This window comes from Arthrobacter sp. StoSoilB19 (genome assembly GCF_019977275.1).
Classification (GTDB): domain Bacteria; phylum Actinomycetota; class Actinomycetes; order Actinomycetales; family Micrococcaceae; genus Arthrobacter.
The window spans coordinates 108,444-122,258 of sequence record NZ_AP024650.1; the positions used below are offsets into that span (position 1 = coordinate 108,444).

Genomic DNA, 13,815 nt, shown 5'->3' on the forward strand with positions numbered 1-13,815 from the left:
GGCCTTTCCCCCAGCCTTTGGCCAGCGCCGATAATGGAGATTCTGTAAGGTTGCGACTCCTTGCGCGTTTGGCCGCTACGCCATCCCGAGCGAGACCCGGTTACGTTCGGGCTGGATCTCAAGAATCTTCACGGAAATACTTTGCCCAACTTCAAACTTGCTCACTTGGTTCCCATTCATTGTCTGTGGCAGTCGAGAGTTGTGAATTAGTCCGTCGATTCCATCTCCAAGAGTTACGAAAACTCCAAAGTTCGTGAGGTTCTTGACTGTTCCCGCGATGGTGCTTCCGACCTTAAGCCGCGACCAATCTTCCTCATTTGGGGTTCTTCGCTGCTTCCTAGCCACCGAAGGCTTTTCCACGCCCTCCCGATTCTTTCGAGTATGATTCGCAGCCGTTTGAGGCGGGACCATTGGTGCGGCGCGAGAAGCAGACCTTCCCCGAGGCTCGGGAAGGTCTCCAACTACCTCTATGGCCTGCTGTCGGATCTGGTCCAGGTACCTCTCGTAAGCTTGATCAGCAAGAGCTCGATCGCGAATTAGAGTCCCTTCCTCCATCCGATAGCGCCGGCTGCTATCACCCCTGAATGAAAGCCAGTTGAAGCTTGTGGTTACGTAAAAGTCATCGCCGACTAGAACTTTGGCATGAGTGTTTTTCAACCTCACTACCGCCAATTGATTCTTTCTGCCGGCTGCTGCGTGAAGGCCGGCCAAAGCCGAGTCGATTTTCGGGTTGTCCTCGTAACCCCAAGCAATGGTCACTGGACACCTGTGTGCCAGCCTCTCAAGCTGGCGGATCCACTCTTTCGTTACCACCGCACTCGTTATCCATGGACTGATGATGAGCAGCCGCCTCCGGCTCTTCGTCAAAGCCTCATCGAGAATGAGCGGATGCTCGTATGTTCCTAACCACCGGACTGCCGCTGATTCAATGGTTTTCCCAGCCTCAAGCTGGTCGTCAGTTGTAGCACTAGCCCCGTCCGTCGCTTGTTCCACCGTATCGGCCAGGGCTTGTAGTCGGAGAACCTCGTCACGCCCCAACTTTTTGGCAGGCTCAGGGAAGCCGAGGGAAAGGTCGCTCGGTGGCAAGGGCTGCGGCCCCTCAACTCGGATACCGAGTCGTTCGGCGACGCCCATCCTTTCAAGAGCTACTTCGTGGTCCGGGCTCCAAATGCCGTCAATGTCGATGCCAAGACGAATTGAATCATTATCAATCCCCTTATAGATCAGCAGAGTGGCTTCCTTAAAATACCTCCGGTTCTCCGTGACGCCTAGCGCGCCAAGGATCCTGTTGACCTGGTTCCTGCCCGCCAAGATAGGGCCAAGGTTTGCTGGAGAGAGTTCGTCTATAGTTACCGGCTCACCTGTCGCCGGCGGCAGCCTAAAGAGGCCTTCCGTGTTCCTCGCGTCCCACTCACGTGTAAGGGATCTCTTTGTCCACGCGACAGGAGTGCGGGTAATCCGATCGAACATGACCGACAGGGTGACAACTTTGGGAGCTGCGGCTACTACGCCGTCCACGGCGTCCAGCCCAGGAGGCAATAGTTGAATGTTGCGCTGCTTGTTGTCCTGTGCCCGGTAATCGATCATCTCGAGTTGCAGCAAAGAACTGATTACGTTGGCCGTGTCGGTACTCTCAAGGCCTAAGAACCAGGAAAGCTCTTCTAGGGTGTTTATTCCCTTTGAGACCGCCAGTAGGGTGTATCGCTCCGCCACGCCAAGGTCAGTTGCTCGCTCTGCCAACACGTCGACGGTAAGTACGGAAGCCGGGATAGCGCAGGGCTCGGCGGCCACGAGGAGGTGGCCGGGAATTGCGTGGGCGTGTCGGCGGGCTGCTCGAACCAGTGCGTCAGTCACACAAACTCCATTCCACAGCCCTTGGCATTGCTGATGTGTTCAAGCACTCTCTTGAGTGGCCCATCCTTGGCAGCGCAGAACTCCGAGTCTCCTACAACCCACAGAAGTTCCCTCGCCCGAGAGAGCGCCACGTTGATGCGTCCTTCGCCGAAGGATTCAGCTAGGAACCCCATCTCGAGACGAGCATTGCTCCGGGTGACGGAGAAAATGACGACGTCGGCCTCCTGTCCCTGCACCGCGTCGATTGTCTTTACTTTGACCTCGAGGTGGGGAAGCCGGAGACTTCGGATCGCGCGATCCAGCATTAGAAGCTGTCGCTGGTATCCCGTGAGAACTAGAACCTCGACGGAGGCTCCGTCAAGTCGTCGGACCTCACCTTTGGCGACCTTTTCGTCGAGCTGGCGGAGGCGGTCGCACACGATATCAACCTCGACTGAGTTAGAGGAACTTCTAACCTGTGACGAGTCCTCATATCGTTTCTCTCGTCTGCTAGTCGAATACCAAACGACCCGAGATTGGTCACGAAGCGCATGTCCGTCTAGGGAGGGATGTGGGTCATGCACCAACTGCTCGCCGTAAAAGGTCTTGGAAATCAAATTCCCTATGGGAAGCGCCATTCGGTGCTGAGTGATGAGGCTGGCCCGACACTCTTGGGGTGATTCAGCCACCAAGATACTAAAGAGGGAATCAGTTCCAAGGAGTTCGTTGAGATCATAGGCTTCGACAATTTCAGGGTAATCCATGACCTCTTCGCGCATGGGTGGGAGTTGCTTAGTATCGCCAACGAGAACCCACCGCCTTGAACGGACCATCGGCACGAAGAGTTCAGTCGACGTCGCTCGGGAAGCCTCGTCGACGATACAAAGATCGAAGTCGATGTCGCGGACGTTCTGGTTGCTAAGGAAGCCCATACAAGTGCCAGCGATAACAGATTGTTTAGGTAAGAAGAGCAATTCAGCTGAACGGGGATCCTGGAGACTGGCGAGCCAATCTGCTTGGGCATGCATGATGTCCCTCAGATTTTCGGCCTCCGCCTGGCCGTCCAAACAGGATGTGGACAGTTGTGTGAGCCCACTTATGCTAAGCGGTACATCGACTCTTACACCCTGCCTTTCCACGTGGGCCTGAACTGCCTCTACTGCCGCATCAGCGGCCTGCTCAGCTCTCGTGAGCCGATCCCGCAGTTCGTCCGCGACGTCATCGTCGCCTGTCGCGGAGTCGAATGCTTCGAGCTCCTCTTGGCGGCGGTCCTTCAGTCTTAATGCGGCGGCAGCTTCCTCAGCAGCGAAGGCAAGGTGGAGGCGTGGGGCTGAGACCCCAGCCGAAGCAACGAGTTGTTCGAGTCCCTGCGCAGCCCGCTGCCTGACCTCCGCGATCCAAGCCCGCAACTTATTCGGTAGCAGTAGGTGAGCCGCGTCTACGGCAACCCGATCCTCACGTGTGGAAAGACGGACGATGCCAGATACACCGGCTTTGTCTAAGCGACTTACTGCGTTGTCCAACGCAACGTGCATCTGACTTACGAGCAGGATTCGGTCGTTTGGCCGGGCCTGAAGATGCTGTGCAACCAGCTCACATATAAAAGAGGTCTTACCAGTTCCCGGGGGACCTTCCACCAGAAAGAGATCCGGGGCACCGAGGGCGTTTGCCACCGCCACGCGCTTGTCATCGTCGAGGTTCACGTGCTGGGATGCAAATTCGACCGGACGAGAAGGGGAACTTCCTGATGGATCTAATACGAGACTCCGTAGATCCGTGCGGAGGCTTCGTTCGTCTCGGATGGCGCCGAGTGCTTCTCGTTGCCGTCGCACAGCCGAGGTAGAGGCAGTGCGGTTGCGGACGAGGAGACCGTCCTCGGGAAAATCGTCAGGATTTCCATTTATTCGGACGAGGGCTTCATCACCGTCAACCTCCTCCACGTTGCAGGGCACGTTGATCGTGGATGGACGTGAGTTATCGCGGGCCAGCAGATCCTGGTCAACGATGTCCTCGCGAGGTTCGTTGGTCAATCGCAGTTTCGCAGTGTTCCATGAACGGGACTCAAGGCTGTAACCGACCGGGTCTTCCAGCTTCCGGTCCAATTCCTCCTTAGCCTCGATGAGCCGTGACCACCCGTCGAGCCGCGCTTGGCGAAATCGTTCACTTTCACGGTCTTCAGCATCCTGGATGGCTTGGCTCAGAAGGCTACGCAATGCCCTGGCCGCTTGAATTGCAGCAAGCTGCTGCCTTGGTGGTCGTGCCGTCCAGATGTATTCGTCCGACGGAAGGAGTACTGCTCCGGGCATTCGCCGGCGGCGCTCCAACTCGTAAAAGTCACGGACGCCTGCTCGATTGCACACCATGCCCTGACTCGTGTGTTGCACATGAAGAAGCAGCTCGTCTCCTACAAGATCAAATTCATCGGGTGTAAGAGGTGCCCCCGGCCCTGGCATCGACACGGACCTGCGGGGCACGGCGTACGTCGCACTACCCATAAGGGTTTCGACAGTTTGCTCGGGGCTTAGGTCCAGACGTTCACGTTGCAGTTGCGCTCTTGCTTGCGGTGCAAGCGTCAGCACCAGCTGGGTCTGGGCGCGCCATTTCCTGCTTCTATCGGTGTGCATCTTCCGCAGCTCGAAGTCTAAAATCTGGCCGTCCTTCGGCCTGACGCTCGGGTCATTGCTCAGGCAGCGCTTCAGGAGATCCATGGCGCGGTCGGGGACGTCAATGCCGTCGCGACTATCCGAAAGTGCCCTGTCGATGTCCGAATACGTCTTTAACTCGAAAGGAACAAGACAGCGTAAAAGGGTTGCCGCCAGTCCATGAACATCCCTATTCGAAGCTGCCTTCGTTACTCGCTCAGGTGGTGCAAAGGGAGTTGAAGCATGATCGACAACTGTTGCATCACCTGGAGCTGCAACTTGGCTTTTGATCTTGCTGATACCAAAGTCAGCCAGAAGCGGCTTGCTCCCGTCCCAAAGAATGTTTGTTGGTTTGATGTCCCGGTGGAGCACATTCTGAGCGTGCGCGTGGGCCAGGGCATGTGAGAGGGGAAGCCCGACATTTTCGCACAAATCGTCCCACCCAGGGGGCTCATCGAGAGCCGCTAGCCAATCGACCAAGGTGCTCGGAATCCACTCGAGCACGATGTAGTAAACGCCCAACGAGGCGTCGAAACCCTTATCGAGAAGACCGGTGATATTCGGGTGATCGAGCCTGGCGAGGGCATCCGTCTCCCTATGAAAGAAGACAGTATTTATAGGGTCTTGCGTTCCTGGGATTACCTTGACGGCAACAAATCGTCCGTTGTCGACAAGGTCGACAGCCTTGAAAACGTCACCCTGTCCACCCTGCCGCCGACTACCAATAATTTCCGCGTACCGACCAGCGATGAACTCTTGCGCCATTCCCCCACCTTGAACCAAGAATACGTGTGCTTCATCATCCTAGATACAAGCACCGACAGCGCGGATTTCCAGGCTCCAAGAGGACAATTTGCGCAAACCTTGATGTCCATCCAGTCTTCAGGATTTGTCATCGTGCCAAGGGTATCGACCCAGGGGATGGATTGCGAGCAGGCAGATATAAGCTCAAGGCAGTAAATGAATTCGTTCCATCGTTGGGCGCAGAATTTGCTTGGAGCAGAGAAGCTTTCCGCGGGGGAGGAGACGGGCTTACTCCACTCTTGCTTGACGGAGGTATTGGCAGACGGTTTCCCTGTTGATTCCGTGGTCACGTGCAAGGACGACTTTCGGGATGCCATTGCCGGCGGGGTGGACGAGTTCGGCCGCCCGCTCCGGTGTGAGCGTCTTCTTCCGGCTCTTGTGGACGCCGCGCTGCTAGGCCAAGGCAATGCCTTCGCGCTGGCGTTCCCGGCTCAGGGCCCGCTCGAAGTCGGCGAAGGCACCCATGACGGCAGCATAAGGTTCGCCATGGGGGAGTCCTCGCCGGTGAAGACAGGATGCTCTTTGAGGAACTCCAACTGCACCCCTCGTTACGTAAGTCCCTGGACCAGTGCGCGCAGATCGTCGAGGTTCCGGGCTAGGCGGTCCATGCTGTGCACAACAACGGTGTCCCCGTCCCGGACGAACCGCAGCAGCTCGTTCAGCTGCGGCCGCGCGGTGTCCCTGCCGGAGGCCTTGTAGGTGAACAGCCGGTCCAGGACCTCGCCCTCCAGCTGACGTCGCTCATTCTGGTCAAGCGTGTTGACCCGCACGTAACCGATTCGCTGTCCATGCTCGCCGGCCTCCAACCCTTAGGTATGAACGAGTGTCAGCTCGGGCAAGGAAACACGTCAAGACTTCCGCGCAGGCGGACCGGCTCGCACCCGGTGGATTGTCCACGGGCGGCACGGCAAAGCCATCGCCGCTGATGCACGTGTCGGGACGCTCTTCCCGGGAAACAACGCCGCCATGGTGTACGTTGCTCTCTGGTCAGACAGGAAGCCGACAGAGAACAGAGAAGAGAACCGCCAAACATGGCTACCGACTACGACGAAGTCCGCTCCGACGTCAAGGAATCTCAGGAGAGTTCCTTGGAGGCGTTGAAGTCCGCCAGCGCTCCGGATGCCCGCAGCGTCGTCACCGAGCTCGATGAAGCGGACGCCCTGGACGAAGGGCTGACTCCCGGCGGGGAAATCGTCTCCGAGGAGCTCATCGTCCAGGTCATCCCGCAGGGTGCGGACGAGTTCACCTGCTCATCCTGTTTCCTGGTCCGTCACCGGTCCCAGCTGGCACGGCAAAGCAATGGCCAGTGGTACTGCATCGAGTGCGAAGGCTGAGCCCCGGAAACGGCAGAACCGGGCGGCCGACGGCCAGTGCACAAAGTCCCAAAATGATGCAACTGATGCAGTACGCCGTTCTCTACTTGACATAACGTCGGCTATCGGTCAGAGACGTTTTCTTAGCCGAGGCAGGGGAGTGGCTGCCTTCCGATCCTGGGCGGTCGCAGCCCAGGATCGGAAGCAGCACCTAGCGCTTTCCGTATTTACGGTGGACGGCTTGCTTGCTCGCGCCCAGGCACAGCGCGATGGCTTCCCAGGAAAGGCCGGCCTGCCGGGCCTTCCTGACCAGTGACGCTTCTGTTCGCCCGACTTCCTTCTGCAGCTGGGCGACCGCCTGCAGGGCTTCAGCCGGTCCTTTCCCGTCCATGGATGCAACCAAAGTCTTCATCCGATCCACCTCCATGCGTCAACATTAGTTGACGCCAGGGGGTGGGTCAACATATGTTGACGACCTGCCGAGCACTGAGGCTGTCTCGTGAACCCACGAGGAACGTGCGCGTGGACTGGACACCCGAGAGCAGGTGATCACTTCTGTTGGATGCCGGGCGACATCTTGCGCCGGCAAGCGGTCCCACGAGAAACTCGAGGAACGCGCGCTGAATTGATGAAAATTTGGACGGCGGGATACCAGGGAAAACGGAGGCAACGATGCCGCCGCTCCTGTCTGGCGGCAAAGATGCCGCCACAAGATCCCGCAGACGAAAGGATCGGAATGGCAGGAATGTTCGAACTATTTATCGACACCGAATCTGCGTTCAGGTTCCGGCTCACAGCACCAGATGGAACTGTCATGGCAGTGTCCAAGCCCTTCGATACCAAGACCGACGCCGTTGCCGGCATCGCCGCCGTGCGCGAATATGCCGGCATGGGACTGATCACCGACCACAGCACAACAACCACAAATGCGGCACCGCCGGCCACCTGGACTGACCCCGGCAGTCAAACTGACGATTCCCCGCGCATGCCAAAAATCGACTTCCACACCCGCGCCAGGGCGGTCCGCCGGGCCGTCTCGGGCCCCCGCTGGGCCGGGGCAATCCACAGCCTTTCCTGAACCGCCGGGGAGGGGCGCGGGGACCCCTCTCAGCGCCAGCTTTACACAAGATCAACTATCGGCCCTTAGGCCTTGATCAGAGTCTGCTGCGTCCGTCGGCCTCTTGTCCCAACATACGAAGAAGGTCAAGGGTGGTCATCCTCAGCTCCATAGGCGTGCTGGTAAAAGAACGGCGTCAGGTGGACCAGAGGAGTGCTGTCGACTTCTCGGATTAGCTGCCGTGCCTTCCCAATAACCTCCCAATCGTTCAGGGAATCTGGTTCAGGTCGCGGGTTCGATCCATATAAACGGCCGTCAAGGTACCTACCCCTACTTCTTCGTCATCCGATACCGTTCGATCTGCCGCAGCCGCCGCAGGAGGCTGTCGCGCCGCGGGTGCGGGACGGCGTCGGGCCCTTCCGCGGTGAGGTCGATGTGCTTGGTGCCGTACTGCCACAGGAGGAGGTCGTCCAGGAGCCGGTCCGGTCCGGGGGAGTAGCGGTGGTCCAGGGCCTTGCGGACCTCCGTGATGCGGTTGGCACTGAGCAGCCCGGCCAGCTGCATGGTCTGGTTCAGGCCGTGCGCGGCGAGGAGTTCGGCGGCCCAGCCCCAGTCGTCGTCCACCTTGCGGTCAACGTGGGGGAGCAGCGTGCGCCACACGTCCCGGATCCGGTTGGGCGTGAGCGGCGCGGCCCCTTCGCCGTCCACGTCCCAGAAGCTGCGGACTTCCTCATACCGTTCGTGCAGGTCGGCGAAGGCCGTCTCCACGGTTTCCAGCATGGCCGCGGTGGCGGTGAACTGCCGGTCGAAGTGCGGGGTCCAGGCGCGAGGGTCCTCGGCCTTGAACCGAATGTCGTGCTCGATCTCGCTCCATGCGTGGGCGAAGATGGTGCGGATCTGGCACTCGAAAAAGTAGCTGCCATTGGGCTGCAGGTCCGGGTTGAAGACCTGCTGGTATTCCTTGACGGCCTCGTTCTGGATGGTGCGCAGGATGAGGTGGCGGCTGGAATACCCGTATGTGCCGCTCTCGATGGAGCCGATGTCCTTCTCGCGGTCGCCGCGGCAGTCAAACAGCTGCCGTTGGCGCTTGATGATGTTGGCCACGGCGGCGTTCTCGGCCGGCAGCTTGGTGATCACCCGGATGCCCACCATGTCATTCAGCGTGCGGAACGGGTCCGGAAACTTCAGGAGCCGCCGGCCGCCGGGTTCCAGCGGCTCTTCCGTGCGGGAGATCTTCTCCTTGAACGATTCCACCGTCTTGGTGCGGCCGGTGACAAACAGCGGCGTGACCTCGCTGTCCTTCAGCATGTCCCGCAGAACCAGCAAAACGTCCCGGGTAACCAGCTTCAGGGCAGGCCGGACGCGCTCATAGATCTCCACGTTGTGCTGCACCGACTCACGCAGCGGCTCGTCCAGGTTTTCCCAGTTACTCGGCATGGTCCCAGCTTACGGCGGGGGTCCGACAGGAAGCCTTTGGGCCCCCTACGTTTCGGCGGCCGACGTGGACCCGCGCACCACCAGGGAGCTCTCGAGGATGAGTTCCTCCTGCTCCAGCGGCCGGCCTTCCATCAGGCGGCGGAGCTGCTCCCCGGCCTTCAGGCCCAGCAGCGCCGCGGGCAGGTGCACGCTGGTCAGGCCCGGGCTGCTGGTAGCGGAGTACGGCAGGTCGTCGAAGCCGGCAACCGCCAACTCCTCCGGAATCCGGACCCCTTCCACCCGGGCTTCCTGCAGCACACCGTAGGCGTGGGTGTCCGTGGCACAGACGACGGCGGTCACCCCCTGGCGCTGCCAGTCCGGCCACGCTGCGGCAAAGGCCGCCGCGGCCTCGCCAACGTCGATGGTGGTGGCAGGGATATGCTGCGGATCCACCGCCATGCCCCGGGCGGCCGCTTCGGCCAGGAACGCCTCGCGGCGGATGGCAAAAGTTTCGGTTCCGGTCACGCTGTCCAGGTAGGCCACGCGCCGGTGCCCGGCCCCGGCGAGGTGGGCGGCCAACTCCCGGGCGCCCTGCGCGACGTCCAGATTGACCGCGGGAGCAACCGATTCCAGGCCGGGTGCGTCCAGCAGGACCAGGGGCCCGGCCACGGACAGATCGGCCAGGAAGTCCGCGTTCGGTGCGTCAACCAGGAGCCCTGCCGGCCGCAGGGACATCAGCTTCCGGACGTCGTCGGCCTTGGGGAATTCGCCCGAATCGGTGACGGAGAGCAGCAGCTGGTAGTTGGGCCCCAGGGATTCCCGCACCCCGCCGATCACCTTGGCGAAGAACGGGTTGGAGATGTCCGGCGCCACCAGGATCACGATTGAACTGACGCCCTTGGCCAGCGAGCTCCCGATGCCGTCCACCACGTACCCCAGCTCGGCGATGGCCTCCCGCACCCGGGAAATGTTGTCCTCGGACACCCGGCCCGCCGTCTTGCCGTTGGCCACCAAGGACACCGTGGCCACGGAGACGCCGGCCCGCGCCGCCACCATGGCTGCCGTCACCCGCCGGGGCCGCGCCCGCTGCTGCACCTGTTCCCCGGAATCCATACTTCGATCCTATCCGCCGCAGGGAACACCAGGGGCAGCAACGCATCAAGCGTTTGACGTGCGGCAACACCTCCCAACGTTAAGCGTTTGACGTCAGCCGCAAAAGCCTGCCATGATCACTCCCGGAATACTGAATCCCTGCCTCCCCGGCAGGCCCCAATGACGTGGAGAACCATCGTGGAACTAGATCCCCGGCCCGTAGACAGCCACCCAAAGCCCCGGAAGATCATCCTGGACTGCGACCCCGGCCACGATGACGCCGTGGCCCTGCTGCTGGCGCACGGCAGCCCGAACATTGAACTGCTGGCCGTCACCACGGTGGTGGGCAACCAGACCCTTGAAAAGGTCACCCGCAACGCCCTGGCCGTCGGCACCATCGCCGGGATCACCGGCGTCCCCTTCGCCGCCGGCTGCCCGCGGCCCCTGGTCCGCAGCATCGAAACCGCGCCGGACATCCACGGTGAAAGCGGCATGGACGGCCCCGCACTGCCGGAGTCCACCATCGAACTGGACCCGCGCCACGCCGTCGACCTCATCATCGACACCGTCATGGCGCACGAGCCCGGCACCGTCACCCTGGTCCCCACTGCCGGCCTGACCAACATCGCCATGGCCGCCCGCAAGGAACCGCGCATCGTGGAACGCGTCCGGGAAGTGGTCCTCATGGGCGGCGGCTACCACGTGGGCAACTGGAGCGCCGTGGCGGAGTTCAACATCATCATCGACCCCGAGGCCGCGCACATCGTCTTCAATGAAAAATGGCCGGTGGTGATGGTGGGTCTTGACCTCACCCACCAGGCGCTCGCCACCCCCGAGGTCGTGGAAAAGATCGCCGCCATCGGCACCACCCCGGCCAAATTCGTCACCGAGCTGATGGACTTCTTCGCCCACACCTACAAGGACGCGCAGGGCTTCGATCACCCGCCGGTCCATGATCCGTGCGCCGTGGCCTACGTGATCGACCCCAGCATCGTCAGCACCCGCAAGGTGCCGGTCAACATCGAACTGCAGGGCGCCCTCACGCTCGGCATGACCGTGGCGGACTTCCGCGCCCCCGCCCCCGCCGACTGCCACACCAGTGTGGCCGTGGACCTGGACCACGCGCGCTTCTGGGACCTGGTCACCGACGCGCTGGAACGCATCGGCGAGCCAATCACCAAAGGCAACGCGTCCGACGTCGAACGCCAGGCCAGTGCCTCCCTCACCGCCGGAGGGGTCAAGTAAATGACTGCCACGATGACCGAAACCAAGACCGGCCGCGGCAACGTCGCCGCCCTCATGACCGCACTGCTGGCAGCCTGCGTGGCCTTCCAGCTCAACGCCTCCATGCTCAGCCCCGCCCTGGTCACCATGGGCGAGGAGCTCAACACCGACCAGGCCGTCATCGGCCTCTCCCAGACCTGGTTCTTCACCGCCGCCGCCCTCTTCTCCCTCTTCCTGCCCCGGCTCAGCGACATCGTGGGCCGCAAGAAGGTCCTGGTGGGCATGATGGTGCTGATGGCCGTGGGGTCCGTCATCGCGGCCCTCGCCCCGGACGTCACGTGGCTCTTCGTGGGCCGCATCATCCAGGGCGTCAGCGGACCCACCGTGCCGCTGTGCCTGATCATGCTGCGTTCTGCGGTCAGCAACCCGCGGAAATACGGCACCCTGATGGGTCTCATCACCGCGGTCAACGGCGGCGTGGCCGGCGTGGACTCCTTCGTGGGCGGCTACTTCGCGGAGCACTTCGGCTTCCGCAGCATCTTCTGGCTCATGGTGGTGCTGGCCGCCGCCGCCACCGCCCTGATCATGGTCCTCGCGGCGGAAAGCAAGCCTGCCGCCGGCACCCGGATGGACTGGCTGGGCGTGTTCTTCATCGTGGTGGCCGTCGGCGCCCTGCTGACCGCACTGAACGAGGCCTCCAAGCTGGTGGGCGGCTTCTCCGCCACAACGCTGATGCTGAGCCTGGCGCTGGTACTGGTGTCCGCCGTCGCGTTCTTCGCCTTCTGGCGCACCGAACAGCGCGCCGCGCAGCCCATGGTGGAAACCGTGCACCTGCGCCAGCGCTCCACCTGGGCTCCGCTGCTCACCACCACGCTGACCATGACCGGCATCTTCGCCGTCATCAACGGCATCGTTCCCGCCTACGTCCAGGCCGCCAACCCCGGGTTCGGCGTGGGCCCCACCGAAATGTCGCTGATCATCCTCACCCCGTACGCCCTGCTGGGCTGGCTGGTGGGCCCGATCAGCGGAAAACTGGCTCCGGTCCTTGGCTACACCAAGGTGCTCCGGATCGGCCTCCTGGGCAGCATCGCGGCGCTGGCGCTGATTGCCTTCCTGGGCCTGGACAGCCTGCCCCTGATGATCGCCGGCACGGTCTTGCTGGGCATCATGTACGCCGGTACGGTCAACATCATGCTCAACGGACTCGGTGTTGTCCTCTCGCCCGCCGGAAACCCCGGCTTCCTGCCCGGCATGAACGCGGGCGCGTTCAACCTGGGCGCAGGCCTCAGCTTCCTGATCCTGCCGGCCGTGCTGGTGGCGACGTCGGCACTTGGCGACGCTAAGGCCTCCTACCTCACCGTCGTGGTCGTCGGCCTGGCACTGACCGTCGCCGCCTTCGCCGCGTCCCTGCTGATCCCCAAGCCGGTTGAGGCTGAGGTGACTGAATGAGTACCGCGGCCGGCAGCACGGGCCGGATCGTCGTCGTCGGCTCCCTCAACGCCGACCTCACCATCTACTGCGAACGCCTGCCGCAGCCGGGCGAAACCGTCCAGGGCAACGGATTTGCCGTGAACCCGGGCGGCAAGAGCGCCAACCAGGCGGTGGCCGCCGGCCGACTGGGCGGCCACGTCAGCCTGGTGGGTGCCGTGGGAAAGGACGCCAACGGAGCCATGCTCGAGGCCTCGGTGGCAGGGGCCGGCGTGGATGTGGGGCACGTGCGGACCTCCACTGAGCCCACCGGCGTCGCGGTCATCGCCGTGGACGCCCGTGGCGAGAACAACATCATCATCTCCGCCGGGGCCAACGGCACTCTGTCCCCGGCCGACGTCGCGGACGCCGGGGACGTGCTGGAGGAGGCCGCCGTGGTGAGCCTCTGCCTTGAGGTCGGCATGGACACGGTGCTGGCCGCAGCCCGGGCAGGGCACGACGCCGGCGCAACGGTCCTGCTGAACCTCTCGCCTTACGCGGAGATTCCGTCAGCCCTGGCCGGATTGGCTGACGTATTGCTGGTCAACGCCCACGAGGCCGCGCTGTTCCTTGGTGTTTCCGTGCCGGGTGCCGGGGCGCCCGCCGACGAGTGGGAAGCGGCGCGGGAGCGGTTTGCCGCCCGGGGCATCCAGCAGGTGCTGGTGACGCTCGGTTCGCAGGGCTCCGTGGTGCTGGACTCGCTGGCGTCTCCCGGCTCCCGCGTGACGTCCGTTCAACCCACCCAGGTGCACGCGGTGGACACCACCGGTGCCGGGGACGCGTTCACGGGAGCAGTTGCCGTGCGGCTTGCGGCGGGGGATGCGCTCGCCGATGCCGCCGCCTTCGCCTCCGTTGCCGCGGCCCTGGCAACCACCCGCAAAGGGACCCAGGCAGCGTACCCGGACACGGCCGACGTCGAACGCCGCCTCCGCGCGTCCTGACGCCGCCGGCGGGGCCGGCCGGTGAG

The 13,815-nt window shown here is 62.4% G+C and carries 10 protein-coding genes and 1 pseudogene; 5 read left to right on the top strand and 6 right to left on the bottom strand.

All coding sequences use genetic code 11. The annotated features are described in order from the left end of the window. Nucleotides 1-75: 75 nt before the first annotated feature. The 3 genes and pseudogenes from LDO86_RS00535 to LDO86_RS00545 form a co-directional block, all read right to left on the bottom strand. A complete protein-coding gene (locus tag LDO86_RS00535) occupies nucleotides 76-1,854 on the bottom strand; it encodes a S1 RNA-binding domain-containing protein (protein ID WP_223993250.1) in 1,779 nt (592 codons plus the stop codon). Next, nucleotides 1,851-5,240 (bottom strand): serine/threonine-protein kinase, encoded by a 3,390-nt coding sequence (locus tag LDO86_RS00540; protein ID WP_223993252.1) that lies wholly within the window; start codon nucleotides 5,238-5,240, stop codon nucleotides 1,851-1,853. Before LDO86_RS00540 ends, LDO86_RS00535 begins: the two co-directional genes overlap by 4 nt. A gap of 267 nt (nucleotides 5,241-5,507) precedes the next feature. Further along, nucleotides 5,508-6,085: pseudogene (locus LDO86_RS00545) on the bottom strand (recombinase family protein). Nucleotides 6,086-6,310: 225 nt separating this feature from the next. On the opposite strand from LDO86_RS00545, the gene LDO86_RS00550 reads away from it, so the two are divergent. Then, nucleotides 6,311-6,613 (top strand): DUF4193 domain-containing protein, encoded by a 303-nt coding sequence (locus LDO86_RS00550; protein ID WP_223993254.1) that lies wholly within the window; start codon nucleotides 6,311-6,313, stop codon nucleotides 6,611-6,613. A gap of 190 nt (nucleotides 6,614-6,803) precedes the next feature. Here LDO86_RS00550 and LDO86_RS00555 read toward each other — a convergent pair whose 3' ends face one another. Further along, nucleotides 6,804-7,019: an AsnC family protein gene (locus tag LDO86_RS00555; protein ID WP_144601454.1), complete on the bottom strand. Its 216-nt coding sequence runs from the start codon at nucleotides 7,017-7,019 to the stop codon at nucleotides 6,804-6,806. A gap of 309 nt (nucleotides 7,020-7,328) precedes the next feature. Here LDO86_RS00555 and LDO86_RS00560 point away from each other — a divergent pair, with 309 nt between their 5' ends. Further along, a complete protein-coding gene (locus LDO86_RS00560) occupies nucleotides 7,329-7,670 on the top strand; it encodes a DUF1508 domain-containing protein (protein ID WP_144601453.1) in 342 nt (113 codons plus the stop codon). 309 nt (nucleotides 7,671-7,979) lie between these two features. Here the strand turns inward: LDO86_RS00560 and LDO86_RS00565 are convergent, their stop codons facing one another. Together LDO86_RS00565 and LDO86_RS00570 are read right to left on the bottom strand one after the other, a co-directional pair. Continuing rightward, entirely contained in the window at nucleotides 7,980-9,086 is a 1,107-nt protein-coding gene (locus LDO86_RS00565) for a (p)ppGpp synthetase (RefSeq protein ID WP_018770343.1), read from the bottom strand. A 45-nt stretch (nucleotides 9,087-9,131) separates the two neighbouring features. After that, nucleotides 9,132-10,178 (bottom strand): LacI family DNA-binding transcriptional regulator, encoded by a 1,047-nt coding sequence (locus LDO86_RS00570; protein ID WP_018770342.1) that lies wholly within the window; start codon nucleotides 10,176-10,178, stop codon nucleotides 9,132-9,134. Between the two features lie 159 nt (nucleotides 10,179-10,337). Between LDO86_RS00570 and LDO86_RS00575 the strand changes: the two genes are divergently transcribed. Genes LDO86_RS00575 through LDO86_RS00585 form a run of 3 tightly spaced genes read left to right on the top strand, consistent with a single transcriptional unit; the run spans nucleotide 10,338 to nucleotide 13,789 of the window. After that, nucleotides 10,338-11,402, top strand: coding sequence for a nucleoside hydrolase (locus tag LDO86_RS00575; RefSeq protein WP_056388509.1), 1,065 nt, complete (start codon nucleotides 10,338-10,340; stop codon nucleotides 11,400-11,402). Then, on the top strand, nucleotides 11,403-12,830 hold the full coding sequence (locus LDO86_RS00580) for an MFS transporter (RefSeq protein WP_224084188.1): 1,428 nt from the start codon (nucleotides 11,403-11,405) through the stop codon (nucleotides 12,828-12,830). After that, nucleotides 12,827-13,789, top strand: coding sequence for a ribokinase (locus LDO86_RS00585; protein ID WP_018770339.1), 963 nt, complete (start codon nucleotides 12,827-12,829; stop codon nucleotides 13,787-13,789). The genes LDO86_RS00580 and LDO86_RS00585 overlap by 4 nt, the downstream gene beginning before the upstream one ends. Nucleotides 13,790-13,815 lie beyond the last annotated feature (26 nt).